Source organism: Cellulomonas xiejunii, assembly GCF_024508315.1.
Lineage (GTDB): Bacteria > Actinomycetota > Actinomycetes > Actinomycetales > Cellulomonadaceae > Cellulomonas > Cellulomonas xiejunii.
Window position 1 is genome coordinate 2,325,649 of the sequence record NZ_CP101987.1, and the last position, 18,936, is coordinate 2,344,584.

Here is an 18,936-nt window from a genome sequence, read left to right on the forward strand (position 1 = left end):
GGAGGAGTGTTCGGACGCAAGCAGGATCCCCCGCTGACCGTCGACGCGCCCGTCGTCGACGAGCCGCCGCAGCCCACTCCCTCCGGCAAGGGTCGCCCGACGCCGAAGCGCAAGGAGGCGGAGGCCCGCAACAAGCGCCCCCTCGTCCCCGCGGACCGTCGAGCCGCTGCGCGCGAAGCCCGCGCCAAGGCCCGTGTCCAGCGTGACCTGGAGTACCAGGCGATGCGCAACGGCGACGAGCGCCACATGCCGGCGCGCGACCGGGGCCCGGTGCGCCGCTACGTGCGCGACAGCATCGACGCACGCTGGAACCTGGGCGAGTTCTTCCTGCCGTTCGCCGCGTTCTGCCTCGTCCTGCAGCTCGTCACCGCGATCAGCGCACCCCTCGTCGCAGAGATCTCGCTCGTGGTGCTCTACGCCTACATCGTCACCGCGATGTTCGACGTCGCGATGATGTGGCGGGGCCTGAAGAAGCGTCTCGTCGCCAAGTTCGGCGCCGAGGCGCTGCCCCGCGGCCTGGCGATGTACGCGGTGATGCGTGCGTTCCAGCTGCGGCCGATGAGGCTCCCGAAGCCCCGGGTCCAGCACGGGCAGCACCCGGCCTGACGGGACGGCGCTCCGGCGCCGTTCAGCCCGCGCAGGCCCGCACGGCCTGCAGCACCAGGAATCCGACGAAGAGCAGCGGCACGATCGGCGGGATGCCGCTACGGCGTGCGGGCTGCTCCGTCCCGGGGCGTGGCTGCTGACGCGCCGCCTGCCCGGGGGTCGACGGTCGTGACGGCGCGCCGCCCACGGGCACCCAGCGGTGGTCCGGGGTGAGCACGTGCCCGTTGACGACGTCACCGACCCGGTACGTGCGTCGGGCCGGCGGCGCGGCACCCTGCACGGCGGTCGATGCGCTGCTCTGCTGCGCCCGGGCGGCCTCGACCTGGCGCGCCCGCTCGGACGCGCGCCCCGCCGCCGCGCGCGCGTCGGCCGCGCGGTTCTGGGTCGCCCGCTGCTCCGCCGACGCCTCCTGCGACACCGCCCGCCGGTCGGCCGCAGCTCTCTCCGCCGCGAGCTGATGCTCGGCTGCCCGACGCGCAGAGCGCTGCGCGGCCGACTGCTCGCCACGGGCGCCGGTGCCCGCAGCCGGCTGCGGCGCCTGCCGACGCGAGGGCTCCCCGGCCGCTCGTCCTCGCACCCGCGAGTCGAGGGGGACCCACTCGCCGTCCGGGGTCAGCACGTACCCGTCGACGAGGTCGCCGGCCACGTACGGCTGGACCGGCGCGCGGCGCAGCGGGACCCAGGTCAGGTCGTCGTCGAGCATGTGCCCGTCGACGACGTCACCGATCCGGTAGGGCGATCCCCCGGTCGGTGACAGGCGCACCCACTCTCCCGACGGGGTCAGCTCGAAACCGTCGACCACCGCACCGACCGCGTACATGACCCTCCTCGACGACGTCCCACCTGGCGGCAGGCTACCCCTCGGTCGGCACGGTCAGTCGCGGCAGCAGCACGTGGACGAGCGGCCCGATCGCCAGCGCGTACGCGAGCGTGCCGAGGCCCACCGTTCCCCCGAGGGCCCACCCCGCCGCCACGACGAGGACCTCGATCGCGCCGCGCACCCACCGGACCGGGTGCCCGGTCCGTGCGACGAGCCCCGTCATCAGCCCGTCCCGCGGCCCGGGGCCGAGTCGCGCCCCCACGTACAGCCCGGTCGCCACCGCGTTGACGCCGACCCCCAGCACGACCATCGCCACGCGGACGGCGAGCGGCAGCGGCTCGGGCAGCATCGCCGCGAGCGCGAGGAACGGGTCGACCAGCGCACCGATCACGAGCACGTTGGCCGCGGTGCCGACTCCCGGGCGCTGGCGCAGCGGCACCCAGCACACGAGGACGACGAGCGAGATCACGACGGTGGTCGTCCCGAAGGTCCACCCGGTCACGCGTGCGACCCCCTGGCTCAGCACGTCCCAGGGCATCGACCCGAGCGCCGGGTGGACGAGCAGCGCGACGGAGGCGGCGTACAGGACGAGCCCGGCTCCGAGCTGCGCGCCGCGGCGCGCACCGGCCCGACCGCGCGGCACCACCTGGTCCTCGGTGCGCGCTCCGTCGGGGGCGGGCCTCACCACGTCGCGCCTCGCTCGTCACCGGGTCGGCTGGGAGGCGGTCGATGGCCGAGCCCGTCGCCGCGGACGCACCGGGCGAGGGCGACGAGCACGACCGCGAGAGGGAAGGAGGCCACGAACCAGAGCATGGCCCCACCCTCGCGACGGGTGGCCTTGTTATCCATAGCCACTTCGTCAAGAGTGGACCCATGTCGGTGAACGTGGATCGTCGCATCAACGGGGCGCGGCTCCGGGCCCTGCTCGGGTCGTGGCAGCACCAGGGCCCCGCCTACCAGTCCCTGGCCGACGCGCTGCGCGGGCTCACGCGCTCCGGGACGCTGCCGCTGGCGACCCGGTTGCCGGGCGAGCGCGAGGTCGCCGAGGCGCTGGGCCTGTCGCGCACCACCGTCACCGCCGCCTACGACCTGCTGCGTGACGAGGGCTTCCTGGTCAGCCGGCGCGGGTCGGGGACCGTGACGACCCTGCCGTCGCACGCGGGTGACCGGGCGCCCGCCCGGCTGGGCACCGTCGAGGACGGGATCGTCGACATGTCGGCAGCGGCCCCACCGGCGCCGCCCCAGCTGGCCGAGGCGTGCGCCGCCGCCCTCGACGTGCTCCCGCGCCACGGGACCGGCGCGGGGTACCTCCCGCTCGGCCTGCCCGAGCTGCGGGCAGCGGTCGCGGAGCGCTACACGGCGCGCGGCCTGCCCACCACACCCGACCAGGTGCTCGTCACCACCGGCGGGCAGCAGGCGATCCACCTCCTGGCCGGGGCGTTCGCAGGCCCGGGTGATCGCGTCGTCGTCGAGCACCCGACGTACCCGCACGCGATCGACGCGGTACGCGCGACCGGCGCCCGTCCCGTTCCCGTCCCCGTGACCCCGCACGGGACCGACCTCGAGCTGCTGTCGTCCACCGTGCGCCAGGCGTCCCCACGCCTCGTCTACCTCGTGCCCGACCACCACAACCCGACCGGCACGTCGCTGTCCGCGGCGGACCGCGAGCGCGTGCGGGACCTCGCGCGCCGCACCCGGACGGTCGTCGTCGGTGACGAGACGCTCACCGACCTCACGCTCGACGGTCCCGAGCCGGCACCGTTCGCGGGTGGTGCCGCCGCCGACCGGTACGTCGTGTGCGTGGGCTCGGCGTCGAAGTCGTTCTGGGGCGGGCTGCGCGTCGGGTGGGTGCGAGGTCACCCGGACCTCGTCGCCACGCTCGCACAGCGGCGCGCCCACGTGGACCTCGCCACGTCCGTGCTGGACCAGCTGGTCACGGTCGAGCTGCTCGCGCGCGCCGACGAGGTGCTGGCGCAGCGCCGCGGCGTCGTGCGGACGCAGCGCGACGCCCTGACCGCGATGCTCACGCAGGCGCTGCCGGACTGGGGCGTGCCCGTCCCCGCGGGCGGGCTGTCGACCTGGGTCGACCTCGGGCGACCCGTGTCCACGGCGCTCGCGGCTCTCGCGCACGGGCACGGTGTGCGCATCGCGCCGGGCCCCGCGTTCGGCGTCGACGGCACCTTCGACGACCACCTCCGGGTGCCCTTCTCGCAGCCCGTCGACGCGCTGCGTCGGGCCGTCGACGGGCTCGCCGCCGCGTGGGCGTCGCTCGGCGGGTCGACGCCCGTGGGGGCACCGGGAGCGCTGCCGGCGCTCGTGTGAGCCTCAGCCCGCGGGCAGCTCGACGCCGGGCGTGAGCTCCGTGCCGTCGTTCTGCAGCACGGCGCGCCGCACACCCTGGCCGGCGAGCGCACGCCAGTGCTCACCGAGCCACTGCTCGGCCTCGAACCGCGCGAGGAACACGGGGCTGCCGGGCCGCTCGACGTCGGAGCCGTCGAGCGCCTCGAGCCGCCACTGCCACCGGGGCCGCGCCGCGGTCATCGCGTACCGGCCATGCGCGCGGCGTCCTGGGCGAGCGCGCGTCCGATGCGGGCGGGCAGCGTCGGGCCCTCGTAGATGAAGGCCGTGTAGGCCTGCACGAGCGTGGCACCGACGGCGAGGTACTCACGGGCGTCCGCCGGGCCGCTGATCCCGCCGACGCCGATGATCACCGGGTCCGGACCGAGCCGGGTCCGCAGCCGGGCCACCACGTCCAGACCCCGCGGGAGGACGGGAGGACCGGACAGGCCCCCGGGCCCCAGGTCGTGGGCGATCGTCGTGTTGACGGCGACGACCCCGTCGAGGCCCAGCTCCGTGACGAGGTCCGCGACGGCGTCGACGTCGTCGTCCGAGAGGTCGGGCGCGATCTTCACCAGGACCGCCACCGGCGGGAGCCCGGCCCGCGCGGTTGCCTCGCCGGCTGCGTCGCGGGTCGCCGTGAGGACGGGGCGCAGCGCGTCGACCGCCTGCAGGTCCCGCAGCCCCGGCGTGTTGGGTGACGAGACGTTCACGACGAGGTAGTCCGCGTACGGCGCGAGGCGCTCGGCGCTGATCGCGTAGTCGGACGGCGCGTCGGCCGCCGGCGTCACCTTCGTCTTGCCGATGTTGGCCCCGACGACGAGCGCACGGCCGTGCGGGGTGCTCCGCAGGCGGCGCAGCCGCGCCGCGACCCTCGCGGACCCTTCGTTGTTGAAGCCCATCCGGTTGCGCAGGGCCCGGTCCTCGACCACACGCCACAGACGCGGCCGCTCGTTGCCCGGCTGCGGGTGCGCCGTGACGGTCCCGATCTCGACGAACGCGAACCCGAGCATCGCCAGGCCCTCGACCGCGCGGGCGTTCTTGTCGAATCCCGCCGCCAGGCCGAACCGCCCCGGGAGCGTGCGGCCCCAGACCTGGACCTGCCCGGCGCCTCCGCGTGGGACGCCCAGGACCAGCGACACCGCGCGGCGCAGGCCGGGTACACGGCCCACGGCGCCGATGAGGGCGAACGCGACCTCGTGCGCGCGCTCGGGGTCCATGCGACGGAAGACCAGGTCGAACAGCAGCCGGTACACGGCGCTCACCCTACGGCGGGCGGTGCGCCGGGAGGCGGGATGTCCACGGCCGGCGCGCGTCCGGTGCGCCGCAGCCACCACAGCCCGACGAAGGGCAGCACGAGCGGCACGTACCCGTACCCGGCGCCCAGCTGCGACCACACCGTCTCGTCCGGGAAGTCCCCGACGTCGACCATCGACAAGGTCCCGACGACGAGCACCCCGACGAGCTCGAATCCGACGGTGACCCACGCCAGCGACCGCCGGTCGCGCGCGAGCGCGTAGGTCGCGACCAGGTAGACGATCCCGGCCATCAGGGACAGCCCGTAGGCGACCGGTGCCTCGTCCAGCTTGGTCCCGACCTGGTACAGGCCCCGAGCGGTCGCCGCCAGCGCGAGCACGCCGTACACCGCGACGAGCATCCGGCCCCCGCCGGTGCCCGTCGGTCGGTGCGCGGGCGCGGCCCCCGACGTCGCTGTCGTCATCTCACGCCGCCCAGATCTGCAGGAGCCGCAGCTCGAGGAACGCCACGGTCAGCGCCGCGACGAGCAGCACCACCGAGCTCCAGCGCGTCCGTTCCGCGAACGCCCAGGCCGCGGCGACCGGCAGCACGATCAGCTGCGTGACGACGTAGCCCCACAGCAGCAAGCCGTCGACGTCCTGGTCACCACGGACCTGCACGACGGCCAGGACGACCGCCTGCAGGAGCAGCACGCCCTCCACGACGGCACCACCCCACAGCTGACGCAGGACGACGGCGCGATCGGCGACCACGAACCACGCGGCCCAGCAGGCCAGCGCGAGGCAGAGCGCCGCCACGAGCAGCGCGAGAGGGGTGAACACGGGTCCACAACCTACCGTCGCCGGTGCGCAGCACACACAGGCGCCCCCGCCCCTGAGCGTGCCGCCGGTACGATCGCCGTGTGATCTCGCTGACCTCTTCCGACCCCAGCCAGCTCGACGTCGACGCGGTCGTCGTGGGCGTGCGCGTCCAGGGCACGTCCGTGGTCCCGGTGGGAGCCGACTGGCTCCCGGCCGAGCTGACGCGCCAGATCGCGCAGGACGGTGCGCGGCTGGGCATCACCGGCGCGGTCGACGAGGTCCGCCGGCTCCCGGGTGCCGGCCTGCGTGCCGCCACGCTGGTCGTGACGGGGCTCGGCGACGGGCCGGCCGACACCACCTCACCCGCGGGCGTCGAGCTCCTGCGACGCGCGAGCGGCGCCGCGACTCGCGAGCTGGTCGGCCTGGGCTCCGTCGCCCTCGCCCTGCCCGCAGACGACGCGGCGGCAGTGGCCGCCGTCGCCGAGGGCGCGCTGCTCGGCGCCTACGTGTACGACCGGTACCACAGCCAGGACGCGCCCGTCGGACGCATCGAGGTCGTGACGACGCTCGCCCGCGACAAGGACACCCAGTCCGCCGTCGCACGTGCCGAGGTGCTCGCGGCTGCAGTCCACGCGACGCGCGACCTGGTGAACGCGGCGCCCAACGACCTGTTCCCCGAGGCGTTCGCGGACGCCGCGAAGGCCGCCGTCAAGGCGTCGGGCGCCAAGTCGCTGAAGGTCACCGTGCTCGACGAGAAGGCCCTGGCAGCGGGCGGCTACGGCGGCATCGTGGGTGTCGGTCAGGGTTCGGCGCGCCCGCCGCGGCTCGTCAAGGTCGCCTACGCGCCGGCCAAGGCGTCCGGGCACGTGGCACTCGTCGGCAAGGGCATCACGTTCGACTCCGGCGGCATCTCCATCAAGCCCGCCGCCGGCATGGAGGCGATGAAGTCCGACATGGCCGGGGCGGCCGCCGTGCTCCACACCGTGGTCGCAGCGGCGCGTCTCGGTCTGCCCGTCGCCGTGACCGGCTGGCTGTGCCTCGCGGAGAACATGCCGTCCGGCACCGCGCAGCGGCCGTCCGACGTCGTCACGATCCGCGGCGGCACGACCGTCGAGGTGCTCAACACCGACGCCGAGGGCCGGCTGGTCATGGCCGACGGCCTGGTCGCGGCGGTCGAGGAGAAGCCGGACCTCGTCGTCGACATCGCGACGCTCACCGGTGCGCAGGTCGTCGCGCTCGGCCACCGCGTCTCGGCCGTCATGGGCACGGACGAGGCCCGCGCGGAGCTCGTCGACGCGGCGCACGACGCGGGCGAGCAGTTCTGGCCCATGCCGCTGCCGGCGGACCTGCGCGCCGGCCTGAAGTCGAAGGTGGCCGACCTCGCCAACATCGGCGACCGGTTCGGCGGGATGCTCACCGCCGGGATCTTCCTGCAGGAGTTCGTCGGCACCACGCCGTGGGCGCACCTCGACGTCGCCGGTCCGGCGTTCAACGAGCGGACCGCCTTCGGCTACACCCCCGTCGGCGGCACGGGCGTGGGGGTCCGGACCCTCCTGCGGCTGCTGGAGCAGCGCGCGTCCTGAGACGAGAGGGGCGGCGTGGCGGCCGGGCGGGCCCTCAGGCGCGTCCCGCCGCGCGCCGCTTGCGCTCGATGCGCTGTCGCGAGTTCCAGTCGCGCACGCGCTGCGGGTAGCCCGTGCGCTGGACGTCGTACACGGGGATCTGCAGGTCGCGCGCGAGCGCTGCGGCCGCGCGCTCGTCGGGGACCTTGCGCCGCGTCCACTCCCCGTCGGTGGCCACGAGCATGAGCGTCGTGGGGGTGACGTTCGTCTGCGGCTCCACGTAGGCCTCGACCCCCACCCGGGTCGCCACGAAGTCGCGCAGGTACGCCAGTGTCTCGGCGCGCGCCTCGCGTCCGGCGGGCGCACCGGTGGGTGCGGCGGACCGACTCGGACGCCGGCGGGAGAACAGACCCATGCGCCGCAGACTACCGACGGCGGCCGGGTGCCGCCTGGACGGCGTCCGGCAGATGTGTCCGCGAGCACACCCCGCTGCCAGGTCATGGGACGACTGTCGTGGGACTCACACCATCAGACGTGCTAGACGGTTCGTCGCGACGCGACCGGGATGACAAGATGGGCGAGCAGCAGATCCCACACCCTCGAGGAGTGCGTACGTGGCCGACAACGGCACCGCTTTCGACATCGTCGTCCTGGGCGGAGGCAGCGGCGGTTACGCCGCCGCTCTGCGCGCCGCCGAGCTCGGCAAGACCGTCGCCCTGGTCGAGGCCGACAAGGTCGGCGGGACCTGCCTCCACCGAGGCTGCATCCCGACCAAGGCCCTCCTGCACGCCGCGGAGCTGGCCGACAACGCCCGCGAGGGTGCGCACTTCGGGGTGCACACGCACCTCGAGCGCATCGACATGGGCGGCGTGAACCAGTACAAGGACAACGTCATCGGGCGCCTGTACAAGGGCCTGCAGGGACTCATCAAGTCCCGCAAGATCGAGGTCGTCGAGGGCTACGGCAAGCTCACCGGCCCGAACACCGTCCAGGTGGGCGACCGCACCCTGACCGGCGAGCACATCGTGCTCGGCACCGGCTCGTACGCGCGGTCCCTGCCCGGGCTGGAGATCGGCGGTCGCGTCCTGACGTCCGACCAGGCGCTCACCCTCGACTGGGTGCCGCGCTCGGCGATCATCCTCGGTGGCGGCGTCATCGGCTCGGAGTTCGCCAGCGTGTGGCGCTCGTTCGGTGCCGACGTCACGATCATCGAGGCGCTCCCCCACCTGGTGCCCAACGAGGACGAGGCGATCTCGAAGGCCTTCGAGCGCGCGTTCCGCAAGCGCGGCATCGCGTTCAACCTGGGGGTCCGGTTCTCCGGCGTCACGCAGGACGACAACGGCGTGCACGTCTCGCTGGAGGACGGCAAGACGTTCGACGCGGACGTGCTGCTCGTCGCCGTGGGGCGTGGCCCGAACACCGGCGGCCTCGGGTACGAGGAGCAGGGCATCACGCTCGACCGCGGCTTCGTCATCACCGACGAGCGCCTGCACACCGGCGTGGCCAACATCTACGCGGTCGGCGACATCGTCCCCGGCCTGCAGCTCGCCCACCGCGGGTTCCAGCAGGGCATCTTCGTCGCCGAGCAGATCGCGGGCCTCAACCCCCCGCTCATCGAGGAGTCCGGCATCCCGCGCGTCACGTACTCGGACCCCGAGGTGGGGTCGGTCGGCGTGACCGAGAAGCGTGCGAAGGAGCTCTACGGCGACGACGGCGTCGAGGTCCTCGAGTACAACCTCGGCGGCAACGGCAAGAGCCAGATCCTCGCCACCCAGGGCTTCATCAAGCTCGTCCGCAAGAAGGACGGTCCGGTCGTCGGCGTGCACATGATCGGTGCGCGCGTCGGGGAGCTGATCGGCGAAGGCCAGCTCATCGTCAACTGGGAGGCCTACCCGGAGGACGTCGCCCAGCTCGTGCACGCGCACCCCACGCAGAACGAGGCTCTCGGTGAGGCGTTCCTCGCGCTCGCCGGCAAGCCGCTGCACGCCCACAACTGACCCCAGGATCGAAGGAGACACGAGCGGTCATGTCCGACAACGTGCAGCTTCCCGCGCTCGGTGAGTCCGTCACCGAGGGCACCGTCACCCGTTGGCTCAAGAACATCGGCGACACCGTCGCCGTCGACGAGCCCTTGCTCGAGATCTCGACCGACAAGGTCGACACCGAGATCCCGTCGCCGTTCGCCGGCGTCCTCGAGCAGATCCTCGTCCAGGAGGACGAGACCGTCGAGGTCGGCGCCACGCTGGCCGTGATCGGCTCCGGCGAGGGCAGCGGCGACGCCGGCTCCGGCGAGCAGCAGGCCCCGGCCGAGCAGGCGGCCGAACCTGCCGCGGAGCAGGCTCCCGCCGAGGAGCCCGCGGCCGAGCAGTCGGCGCAGCAGCCCGTCGAGGAGCACGAGGACGCACCGGCCCCGGCTGCACCGTCCGGCGGCGGTGGCGGCCAGGAGGTCACGCTGCCGGCACTGGGCGAGTCCGTCACGGAGGGCACCGTCACCCGGTGGCTCAAGGCCGTCGGCGACGAGGTCGCGGTGGACGAGCCCCTGCTCGAGATCTCCACCGACAAGGTCGACACCGAGATCCCGTCGCCCGTCGCCGGCACGCTGCAGGAGATCCGCGTCCAGGAGGACGAGACCGTCGAGGTCGGCGCCGTCCTGGCCGTCGTCGGGTCGGGCGACGCCGCCGCAGCCCCCGCGGCGGAGCAGCCCGCAGCACCGGCGCAGTCGAGCCCGGCGCCCGAGCAGGCGGCGGCGTCCGCCCAGGACGCTCCGCAGGACGGCGGCGAGGCACCCACGCCGCAGGCAGAGCAGGCGCCCGCCGCCGAGCAGCCCGCGCCCGCCGCGGAGCAGCCCGCCGCGCAGGCGTCGGCCGCAGGCTCCTACCTCACGCCGCTGGTCCGCAAGCTCGCGACCGAGAAGGGCGTGGACGTCTCCACGCTGACCGGTTCGGGCGTCGGCGGCCGCATCCGCAAGGAGGACGTCCTCGAGGCGGCCGCCAAGGCGGAGGAGGCACGCAAGGCGGCGGACGCCGCCAAGGTCGCGCCCGCCCCGGCCGCATCGACCCCGGCGCCGACCAAGGCCGCGACGCCCCAGGTGTCGCCGCTGCGCGGCACGACGGAGAAGGCCAGCCGGCTGCGCCAGATCATCGCCGAGCGCATGGTCGAGGCGCTGCACACGCAGGCCCAGCTCACGACGGTCGTCGAGGTCGACGTGACCCGGATCGCACGCCTGCGGGCACGTGCGAAGGACGACTTCAAGGCACGCGAGGGCGTCAACCTCACATTCCTCCCCTTCTTCGTCCAGGCCGCGGTCGAGGCGCTCAAGACGTACCCGAAGGTCAACGGGGTGCTCGAGGACAAGACGATCACCTACCACGGCCAGGAGAACGTCGGCATCGCGGTCGACACCGAGCGGGGGCTCCTCGTCCCCGTCATCCGCGACGCGGGCGACCTCAACATCGCCGGCATCTCGCGCAAGATCGCCGACCTCGCCGCACGCACGCGTGCCAACAAGGTCACGCCGGACGAGCTGTCCGGTGCGACCTTCACCGTCACGAACACCGGCTCGGGCGGCGCGATCATCGACACGCCGATCGTCCCGGGCGGGACGTCCGCGATCCTGGGCACGGGCGCGATCGTCAAGCGCCCCGTGGTCGTCAAGGACGCGGACGGCGCGGAGGTCATCGCGATCCGGTCGATGTGCTACCTGTGCCTGTCGTACGACCACCGTCTGGTCGACGGCGCCGACGCGTCGCGCTACCTCACCGCGGTGAAGAACCGTCTCGAGGAGGGCGCGTTCGAGGCCGAGCTCGGCCTCTGACGCACGCACCTACGCAGGGCCGTCCACCGACAGGTGGGCGGCCCTGCGGCGTCGTGCCGGTTCCGCGCGACCGCCCAGCGGTACCCCGCGCCGTCCCGACGTCCCGTGGTTAGGGTGGCCGACATGCGCGTGCTCGTCGCCGGGTCGTCCGGCCTCGTCGGGACGGCGCTCGTGCAGCACCTGCGCGAGTCCGGCCACGACGTCGTCCGCCTGGTACGCCGGGCCCCGCGGTCCCCCGGCGAGTCCGCGTGGGACCCCGTCGCCGGGAGCATCGACACGGCGGTCGTCGCGTCGTGCGACGCCGTGGTGGACCTCGCCGGTGTCGCCGTGGCGTCACGCCCGCTGACCGCCGCGCGCAAGCGCGACATCGTGACCTCACGCGTGCAGACCGCCGGGCTGCTCTCGCGGACGCTCGCGGAGCTCGCTGCCGGCCGGGACGACTCCCCACCGCGCGTGCTGCTGCAGGCCTCGGGCATCGGCGCGTACGGCGACCGCGGTGACACCCTGCTGCGCGAGGACGAGCCCCTGGGCGACACCTTCTTCGCCGGCGTCGTCCGTCGCTGGGAGGCCGCGACGGCACCGGCGCAGGACGCGGGCGTCCGCGTCGTGCACCTGCGGACCGGCATCGTGCTGAGCGCGCACGGCGGTGCCGCCGCCCCCCTGCTCCTCCCGCTGCGCGCCGGCGTCGCGACGCGGCTGGGGTCCGGCCGGCAGTACTGGAGCTGGATCAGCCTGCTCGACGAGGTCCGCGCGATCACGCACCTGCTGACCCAGCCCGTCGAGGGTCCGGCCAACCTCGTGGCACGGGCGGACCGGCACGGCGACCTGGTCGCGGCCCTGGCACACGCGTGGGGCGCACGTGTGACGGTCCCGGTGCCCGCACCCCTCCTGCGCGTCGCCCTGCGGGACTTCTCCTCGGAGGTCCTCGGGTCGATCAACGCCGACGCCGCCGTGCTGCGTGCGTCGGGCTTCGTGCCACGGCACGGCACCGCCACCGAGGTGGCGCACTGGCTCAGGGCGTCGCGCCGCCGGGCTCCCTGACGTCCCACACCCGCCACCCGTCCGGTGTCCAGCGCAGCACGAGCTCGACCGTGCGGCTCGGGGTCGCCGGCACGTCGGTGCGCTCCCCCGTCGGCGCGACCCGCACGTGCGCGCTCATGGCGGAGGTGACCTCGACGGTCGCGTCACCGTCCGCCGTGGTCCCCGTCGCAGCCACGGACGTGACGTCGACGACCAGGCCTTCGCTGCGTGCCCCGGCCAGCGCGGCGAGGAGGGCCGCGTCCGCCGCGAACGCCGGCGACCCGGCGACCTCGAGGGCGGCGACGGCGTCCGCGTCGGCGCCCGCGAGTGCCGCCGCCCGCAGCCGGGTCAGGGCCGCGGCCGCTCCCGCCGGGTCCTGCTCGTCCGACAGCAGCTGCCCGTCACCTGGACCGGGGTGACCGTCGGCGGACGTGCCCGCGGCCGAGGCGCCGGTAGCGGCGGTCGGCGACGTCGCCCCGGCGGGCAGGTCGGGCAGCGCCCGCACCACGAGCGCTCCGCCGCCGAGCACCAGGACGACAGCGGCCGCCCCGGCGAGCGGCCACCACCGGCGACGACGGCGCTCCCGGCGTGCGCGGCGCGCAGGCGGAGGGGCCGTCGAACGCGGTACTCCGCTGCGCCCGCCCGCGAGCGCGACCTGGGCGCCCGCGAGCTCGTCCGCCTCCGGGACCTGGACCGGCTCGGGCGAGGCCGCCGCGAACACGGCCTCCACGACCTCCTGCGGGGTGGTGCGACCCCGCAGCAGCGCCTCGAGCGCGTCGCGCAGCCGCACGGTCTCCTCGAGGCCGGCGGCCAGGTGCGCGTCGAGCGGTGGCATCAGGCCGAGCAGTGCCGCGACGAGGCGGTGCACGTCCCCCGTGGGGGTACCGACACCGCGCAGCGCACCGCGCAGGTCGACGAGGACGGGCACTCCCCCCGGGGTCAGGACGACACGGTCGGCACCGAGCGCACCGTGCGCGAGACCGGTCGCGTGCAGCTCGGCCAGGGCCTGCGCGACGGGGACGGCCACCGTGACGACCTCGCCGTCCGCCAGCGGGGGCCGGGCGGCGCGCACCGCGGCGAGGGTCGGGCCGGGCACGTGCTCGCACACGAGCGCGACGCGCCCCGGGCCCAGGGGCTCCACCGCGTGGACGCGGGCCAGGTGCGGGTGGTCGAGGGCCGTGAGCAGCCCTGCCCGTCCCGCGAGCGTGGCGTCCACGGGGACGTCGGCGACCAGCACCTCGATCCACTGCCCGTCGTCGTCCTCGACCGGCCGCGCCACCCACCACGACCCGTCCGTCCCGACGGACGAGGCGACGCGCGTGCCGTGCGCCTGCAGGAGCCGGGTGACGTCGTCCGGTGGCGGGGCGGCGGTGTGCACCCCGACATCCAACACCGACGAGCCCGCGCCGCGAGCGGGCCGTCCACAGGCGCTGCTCAGTCGAGGAGCTGGGCCACGCCGGTCTCCGCAGCCACCCGGGCCGCGTCCAGGACCCGGGCGGTGGCGACCGCGTCCGCGGGATCGATGGGGACGGGCCCCCCGGTCAGCAGCCACGCCTGCACCGCCCGGTACAGGTCGCCGTGGCCCCCCGGCGCGCGCGGCACGGGCGTGCGCTCCGCGCCGCGCACGAGCCAGCCCTCGTGCTCCGGCTCGCCGGGCCGCCGGCCCGCCTCCTGCGCGTCGTCGAGCACCGCGAACGGTGTCGGCTCGGCCTCGAAGCTCGTGACGAGATACGCACCGGCGTCACCGAGCACCCGGGTCCGCGGCCCTGGTGCCCCCACGAGCCCACCACCCCAGAGGTGGGACACGACGTGGTGACCGGTGGCGTCGGGCGCGTGCTCGAGCGCGAGGAAGACGTCGTCGAACGCGGGCGTCGTGAGCGCGCGCAGCTCGGCGTGCACGCGCCGCACCGGGCCGAACAGCTGCACGGCGGAGTCGACCAGGTGCGCACCCAGGTCCAGCAGCAGGCCGCCCGCGACCGGGTCCTGCTCCTTCCACCGGTGCTGCGGCTGCGGCCGGAACCTCTCCCAGCGTCGCTCGAAGCGGTGGACGCGCCCCAGGGTCCCCGCCGCGAGCAGCCCCTGCAGCGTCAGCTGCTCGGGGTCCCAGCGCCGGTTCTGGAAGACGGTCAGCCGACCCTCGCGCTCGCGCGCGAGCCGTACCAGCGCCGCGGCCTGCACCCGAGTCGTGGCGAGCGGCTTGTCGACGAGGACGGCCACGTCGGCCTCGAGCGCCGCACGCACGTGCGCGGCGTGCTCGCCCGTCGGGCTCGCCACGACGACGAGGTCCAGGTCCTGCGGGGCGGCCAGCAGCGCGGCCACGTCGGGCACGACGCGCGCCCTCGGCCAGTCCGCGACCACCTGGTCGCCGCGGTGGCGCGTGACGACGGCGACGACGTCCTGCCCCGTCTCGCGCGCGAGCCGGGCGTGGATCCCACGCCCGGCCGCGCCGTACCCGATCAGCCCGATGCGCAGCGGCTCCATGCCGCCACTCTAGGAGGGAGTCAGTGCGTCGTCGCGGCCGCCCCACCGGCTGCGGCGTGCGCACCGTGCTCGCCGTCCGCGGCGTCGGGACCGTGCTCACCGGCGGCGTTGTGCGCGCCGTGCTCCGGACGCCGGGCCAACGCGCTGGGCCACCAGGAGCGCGGCCCGACGTCGTGCACCAACCCGGGGACGAGCAGGCTGCGCACGACGAACGTGTCGACGAGGACGCCGAGCGCGACGATGAAGGCGAGCTGCGCGAGGAAGAGCAGCGGGATCACGGCCAGCGCGGCGAAGGTGGCCGCGAGCACGAGACCCGCGGAGGTGATGACGCCGCCGGTGACGGCGAGCCCCCGGGTGACGCCCTCGCGCGTGCCGACGCGCAACGACTCCTCCCGGACGCGCGTCATGAGGAAGATCGAGTAGTCGACGCCGAGCGCGACGAGGAAGACGAAGCCGTACAGCGGGACGACCGGGTCGGCGTCGGGCAGGTCGAGCACGTGGTTGAACACCAGCGCGGAGATGCCGATCGTCGCGGCGAACGACAGGACGTTGGCCGCCATCAGCAGCAGACCGGCCACGACCGAGCGCAGCAGCAGCATGAGGATCAGCAGGATCACGACCAGCACGACGGGGACGATCACGCGCAGGTCCCGCTCGCTCGCGATCTGCGTGTCCAGCGTCTCGGCTGCGGGCCCACCGACGATCGCGTCGGGCGCCACCGCGGTGACGGCCTCGCGCAGGTCCGCGACGGTGTCCACGGCCTCCTGGCTGTCGGACGGCGCCTCGGTGACGACGTCGACGCGCACGCGGCCGTCGACGACGACCGGCGGTGCGTCGGCGCCCGCTCCCGGGGCCCCCGACGCCGCACCCGTGTAGGGGGCGGACGAGCTCACGCCCTCGACCCCCTCGGCGGCCTCCACCACCGCGTCGAGCTCCTCCTGCGGGACCACGACGATGGCGGGCTGCACGGCACCGGCCGGGTAGTGCTCGGCCAGCACCTCCTCGCCCGCGACCGAGTCCACGGCCGTGAGGAACACGTCCGTCTGGCTCGTGCCGCCGGCGCGGAACGTCGGCACGAAGGCGGCCGCGAGCAGGAGGACGGCGGCACTGAGGATCCACACGGGACGTGCCCGTCGCGCGACGAACCGCGCCCAGCGGGCCCACAGGCCGGCACCCTCGGCCGCGTCGGCGACCTCCGGCGGGACGGCCGTAGCGTGCTCGCCGTGCGTCGACGGCGTGGTCGCGGCCGTCACCGGGCGCGGAGCCCGGGGCCAGAACAGGGCGCGCGAGCGCCGACCGGCGACGAGGAGGATCGCCGGCAGCAGCGTGAGCGCGGCGAGCAGGGCCGCGGCGATGCCGATCGCGGCCACGGGGCCGAGGCTGCGGTTGGAGGCGAGATCCGACAGGAGCAGGCAGAGCAGACCGGCGACGACCGTCCCGGCGCTGGCTGCGATCGGCTCGAGGGACTGGCGCCAGGCGATGCGCATGGCGTCAGCCGGGTGGTCGGTGCGCTTCAGCTCCTCGCGGTACCGCGCGACCAGCAGCAGCGAGTAGTCGACGGCGGCGCCGACGACCAGGATCGACAGGATGCCCTGCGCCTGACCGTTGAGCACCAGGACCCCGGCATCGGCGAGCTCGTAGACCACCAGCCCGGCGAGGGCGAGCGCGAACACGGCCGTGAAGATCACGACGAGCGGCAGGAACGGTGAGCGGTAGACGATGACGAGGATGAGCAGCACGGCGCCGAGCGCGACGAGCAGCAGCAGCCCGTCGATGCCGGCGAAGGCGGTGCCGAGGTCCGTGACGAATCCCGCCGGTCCGGTCACCCACGCCTCGAGGCCGAGCTCGCCCGCGCCGGACGCGGTCGCACCCAGCTCGTCGTCGAGCGCGGCCCGCAGGTCGGTGACCAGGACGTTGGTGAGGGACTCCTCCCCCACGAGCTCCTCCGCCGCGTCGGCGTCGAGCGGGACGGCGAGCAGGATCGCCTCGCCGTCCTCGGACGGGATCGGGACGATGTCACCGGTCAGGCGCTGCGCCCAGGTCCCGTCGCCGACCTCCTTCTGCGCGAACTCACCTGCGAACTGCGCCACGGCCCGCAGCTGCTCGTCGGTGACGTCACCACCGTCGGCAGGGGTCAGCACGACGAGCGCAGGTAGGGTCTGCGTGTCGACGAAGTCGCGGGATGCCTCCGCCGCCCGCGTGGACTGCGCCGACGAAGGCAGAAAGGCAGCGGCGTCGTTCGTCTGGACCTGGGACAGCTTGCCCTGGGCCATCCCCCCCACGGAGGCGAACCCCATCCATACGACGAGCACCACAGCGACGGCCACCGCACGGGCCACGGGATTCCTCAGCATGCTGAGTATCATGGACCCCGAGGAAGAGGTCGGCAAACGGGAGGTCGAGTGAGCACCCCGCAGGTGCCGCCGGTGGACCACTGGCCGGTCGGACGGATGCTGTCCGCCGTCGCGCGGCGGATCGAGCGTGCGTGGGACGCGCACCTCGCGTCGTGGGACCTGAACCACGCGAGCCTTCCGGTCCTCGTCCACGTCACGGTCACGTCGATGTCGCAGCGCGAGCTCGCCGACGCGTGCGGCGTCACCGAGCAGACGATGAGCCGCGTGGTCGCCCGGCTCGAGCGCACCGGTTACGTGACGCGCCGCCCGCACGCCGACGACCGCCGACGTCACGTGATCGACATCACGCCCGCGGGCGCGGCCGCCCTCGCAGCGTGCGCCGATCCCCGGCCGGCCCAGGAGCAGGTGCTCGGTCATCTGCCGCCCGAGCGTCGAGCGCTGCTCGACGAGCTGCTGCGTGAGCTCGTCGCGCCGTGGGAGCTGCTGCCGGGACCGGCGCGCCCTCGCGAGACCACTCGGCCGTCGGCACCGACGGTCTAGCCTGGCGAGCATGCGCGTCGAACCGCTCCAGCTCGGCACCCGACTGCAGCCGTACGTGCCCACGTGGGACCTGCAGCGCGAGATCCACGCGGCCGTCGCCGCCGGTGAGCGCGAGGACACGCTGCTCCTCGTCGAGCACGAGCCCGTGTACACGGCGGGCAGGCGGACGGCGCGCTCCGACCGGCCCGTCGACGGCACCCCGGTGGTCGACGTCGACCGCGGCGGACGCATCACGTGGCACGGACCGGGCCAGCTGGTCGGCTACCCGATCGTGCGGCTGGCCGAGCCGGTCGACGTCGTGCGCTACGTCCGCGCCCTCGAGGAGGCACTGATCCGCACGTGCGCCGACGTCGGGGTCAGCGCGGGGCGCGTCGAGGGACGCAGCGGCGTGTGGCTGCCCGCCGACGACCCCACGGACTCACCGCTGCCACGCCGTGAGCGCAAGGTCGCCGCGATCGGTGTGCGCGTCGCGCGGGGCACGACGATGCACGGCTTCGCGCTCAACTGCACCGCGTCGCTCGACTGGTACTCGCGCATCGTGCCGTGCGGCATCGAGGACGCCGACGTCACGACGCTGTCCGCCGAGGCGGCGCGCGACGTCACGATCGTCGAGGTCGTGCCGCTGGTCGTGGAGCACCTGCAGGACGCGCTCGCCCCGCTGCTGGCCGTGCACCACGAGGTGGCGACCGGCCGCTGAGCCGTTACGCGTCCCGCTCGATCGAGCGCAGCGCGCCCGCGATCTTCTGCGCCCAGGCGCGCACCGCGTCGAGGTCGCGGAAGTCGCCCGCGTCGGCCCGCGTGAGCGCGACGAGCGCGCGCTCGGAGATGTTGAGCCCGTCGCGGTCCAGCCGCCCGGCGAACACCGCCACGTCGCGCGCCCCCGTCGTACGGGCGATGTCGGTCACGTCGTCGGGCACCGTCTCGGGCATCGGCGGGTCCCCCACCGGTCCGGACCAGAACAACCACGTGGGGCGCTGCCTCAGCTGACCCGCCTGCCGCTCGACGAGGTCCCGCAGCCCGAGCGCCAGCCGCCCGACGTACACGGCCGAACCCATCACCACGGCGTCGTAGGGCTCGACGTGCTCGACGTCGTCCGGCTCGAGCTCGTCGACGTCGTGGCCCGCCGCACGCAGCTGCGAGGCGACCTCCGCACCCATCTCGCGCGTCGCTCCATGCCGCGACGCCACCGTCACCAGGACGCGCATCGCGCCACCTCCTCCAGGCTGACCGGTCGTCCCCGCACACCCGGACGTCGACCGTTTCGCCCCAGCCTGCCCCCAGGGCGCCGGATGCGCGCGGGACAGAGGTCCCCGTCACACCCCGTGGACAGGGGCGGTCCGGGCCG

19 protein-coding genes are annotated in these 18,936 nt (G+C 74.7%); 8 read left to right on the plus strand and 11 right to left on the minus strand.

The window, feature by feature from the left end; translation table 11 throughout:
• The first annotated feature begins 6 nt into the window (after positions 1 to 6).
• Positions 7 to 606, plus strand: a complete 600-nt coding sequence (locus tag NP048_RS10610) for a DUF3043 domain-containing protein (protein ID WP_227575580.1) — start codon at positions 7 to 9, stop codon at positions 604 to 606.
• 22 nt (positions 607 to 628) lie between these two features.
• Here NP048_RS10610 and NP048_RS10615 read toward each other — a convergent pair whose 3' ends face one another.
• Positions 629 to 1,426 (minus strand): hypothetical protein, encoded by a 798-nt coding sequence (locus NP048_RS10615; RefSeq protein WP_227575581.1) that lies wholly within the window; start codon positions 1,424 to 1,426, stop codon positions 629 to 631.
• A gap of 34 nt (positions 1,427 to 1,460) precedes the next feature.
• Entirely contained in the window at positions 1,461 to 2,111 is a 651-nt protein-coding gene (gene yczE / locus NP048_RS10620; RefSeq protein WP_308054095.1) for a membrane protein YczE, read from the minus strand.
• Positions 2,112 to 2,299: 188 nt separating this feature from the next.
• On the opposite strand from yczE, the gene yczR reads away from it, so the two are divergent.
• On the plus strand, positions 2,300 to 3,748 hold the full coding sequence (gene yczR / locus NP048_RS10625) for a MocR-like transcription factor YczR (RefSeq protein ID WP_227575582.1): 1,449 nt from the start codon (positions 2,300 to 2,302) through the stop codon (positions 3,746 to 3,748).
• Positions 3,749 to 3,751: 3 nt separating this feature from the next.
• Here the strand turns inward: yczR and NP048_RS10630 are convergent, their stop codons facing one another.
• The 4 genes from NP048_RS10630 to NP048_RS10645 are packed head-to-tail and all read right to left on the minus strand — an operon-like array spanning position 3,752 to position 5,841.
• The gene (locus NP048_RS10630) at positions 3,752 to 3,967 is read right to left on the minus strand and encodes a hypothetical protein (protein ID WP_227575583.1); all 216 of its coding nucleotides are present in this window, start codon (positions 3,965 to 3,967) and stop codon (positions 3,752 to 3,754) included.
• Entirely contained in the window at positions 3,964 to 5,019 is a 1,056-nt protein-coding gene (locus NP048_RS10635) for a quinone-dependent dihydroorotate dehydrogenase (protein WP_227575584.1), read from the minus strand. The genes NP048_RS10630 and NP048_RS10635 overlap by 4 nt, the downstream gene beginning before the upstream one ends.
• 5 nt (positions 5,020 to 5,024) lie before the next feature.
• Positions 5,025 to 5,483 (minus strand): hypothetical protein, encoded by a 459-nt coding sequence (locus NP048_RS10640; protein WP_227575585.1) that lies wholly within the window; start codon positions 5,481 to 5,483, stop codon positions 5,025 to 5,027.
• 1 nt (position 5,484) lies between these two features.
• A complete protein-coding gene (locus NP048_RS10645) occupies positions 5,485 to 5,841 on the minus strand; it encodes a hypothetical protein (protein ID WP_227575586.1) in 357 nt (118 codons plus the stop codon).
• A gap of 80 nt (positions 5,842 to 5,921) precedes the next feature.
• Here NP048_RS10645 and NP048_RS10650 point away from each other — a divergent pair, with 80 nt between their 5' ends.
• Positions 5,922 to 7,403, plus strand: a complete 1,482-nt coding sequence (locus NP048_RS10650; RefSeq protein WP_227575587.1) for a leucyl aminopeptidase — start codon at positions 5,922 to 5,924, stop codon at positions 7,401 to 7,403.
• 34 nt (positions 7,404 to 7,437) lie between these two features.
• On the opposite strand, the gene NP048_RS10655 is transcribed toward NP048_RS10650, so the two are convergent.
• A complete protein-coding gene (locus NP048_RS10655) occupies positions 7,438 to 7,797 on the minus strand; it encodes an oxidoreductase (RefSeq protein WP_227575588.1) in 360 nt (119 codons plus the stop codon).
• Between the two features lie 199 nt (positions 7,798 to 7,996).
• On the opposite strand from NP048_RS10655, the gene lpdA reads away from it, so the two are divergent.
• The 3 genes from lpdA to NP048_RS10670 all read left to right on the plus strand — a co-directional run bounded on the left by lpdA (position 7,997) and on the right by NP048_RS10670 (position 12,237).
• Positions 7,997 to 9,379, plus strand: coding sequence for a dihydrolipoyl dehydrogenase (lpdA, locus tag NP048_RS10660; RefSeq protein WP_227575589.1), 1,383 nt, complete (start codon positions 7,997 to 7,999; stop codon positions 9,377 to 9,379).
• A 29-nt stretch (positions 9,380 to 9,408) separates the two neighbouring features.
• Positions 9,409 to 11,196 carry a 2-oxoglutarate dehydrogenase, E2 component, dihydrolipoamide succinyltransferase gene (sucB, locus tag NP048_RS10665; protein ID WP_227575590.1) on the plus strand — a complete coding sequence of 596 codons (1,788 nt, stop codon included), beginning with the start codon at positions 9,409 to 9,411 and terminating at the stop codon, positions 11,194 to 11,196.
• Between the two features lie 123 nt (positions 11,197 to 11,319).
• Positions 11,320 to 12,237: a TIGR01777 family oxidoreductase gene (locus NP048_RS10670; RefSeq protein WP_227575591.1), complete on the plus strand. Its 918-nt coding sequence runs from the start codon at positions 11,320 to 11,322 to the stop codon at positions 12,235 to 12,237.
• On the opposite strand, the gene NP048_RS10675 is transcribed toward NP048_RS10670, so the two are convergent.
• Genes NP048_RS10675 through NP048_RS10685 form a run of 3 tightly spaced genes read right to left on the minus strand, consistent with a single transcriptional unit; the run spans position 12,209 to position 17,051 of the window.
• Complete coding sequence (locus NP048_RS10675) at positions 12,209 to 13,594, minus strand: serine/threonine-protein kinase (RefSeq protein WP_227575592.1); 1,386 nt, start codon at positions 13,592 to 13,594, stop codon at positions 12,209 to 12,211. The two genes, NP048_RS10670 and NP048_RS10675, sit on opposite strands and share 29 nt — an antisense overlap.
• 56 nt (positions 13,595 to 13,650) lie before the next feature.
• Positions 13,651 to 14,697, minus strand: coding sequence for a Gfo/Idh/MocA family oxidoreductase (locus NP048_RS10680; protein ID WP_227575593.1), 1,047 nt, complete (start codon positions 14,695 to 14,697; stop codon positions 13,651 to 13,653).
• Between the two features lie 20 nt (positions 14,698 to 14,717).
• Positions 14,718 to 17,051 (minus strand): MMPL family transporter, encoded by a 2,334-nt coding sequence (locus NP048_RS10685; protein ID WP_227575594.1) that lies wholly within the window; start codon positions 17,049 to 17,051, stop codon positions 14,718 to 14,720.
• A gap of 48 nt (positions 17,052 to 17,099) precedes the next feature.
• Between NP048_RS10685 and NP048_RS10690 the strand changes: the two genes are divergently transcribed.
• Both NP048_RS10690 and lipB read left to right on the plus strand, forming a co-directional pair.
• Positions 17,100 to 17,591, plus strand: a complete 492-nt coding sequence (locus tag NP048_RS10690) for a MarR family winged helix-turn-helix transcriptional regulator (RefSeq protein WP_227575595.1) — start codon at positions 17,100 to 17,102, stop codon at positions 17,589 to 17,591.
• A gap of 10 nt (positions 17,592 to 17,601) precedes the next feature.
• A complete protein-coding gene (lipB, locus tag NP048_RS10695; RefSeq protein WP_227575596.1) occupies positions 17,602 to 18,288 on the plus strand; it encodes a lipoyl(octanoyl) transferase LipB in 687 nt (228 codons plus the stop codon).
• A 4-nt stretch (positions 18,289 to 18,292) separates the two neighbouring features.
• Here the strand turns inward: lipB and NP048_RS10700 are convergent, their stop codons facing one another.
• On the minus strand, positions 18,293 to 18,796 hold the full coding sequence (locus tag NP048_RS10700; RefSeq protein ID WP_227575597.1) for a flavodoxin domain-containing protein: 504 nt from the start codon (positions 18,794 to 18,796) through the stop codon (positions 18,293 to 18,295).
• Positions 18,797 to 18,936 lie beyond the last annotated feature (140 nt).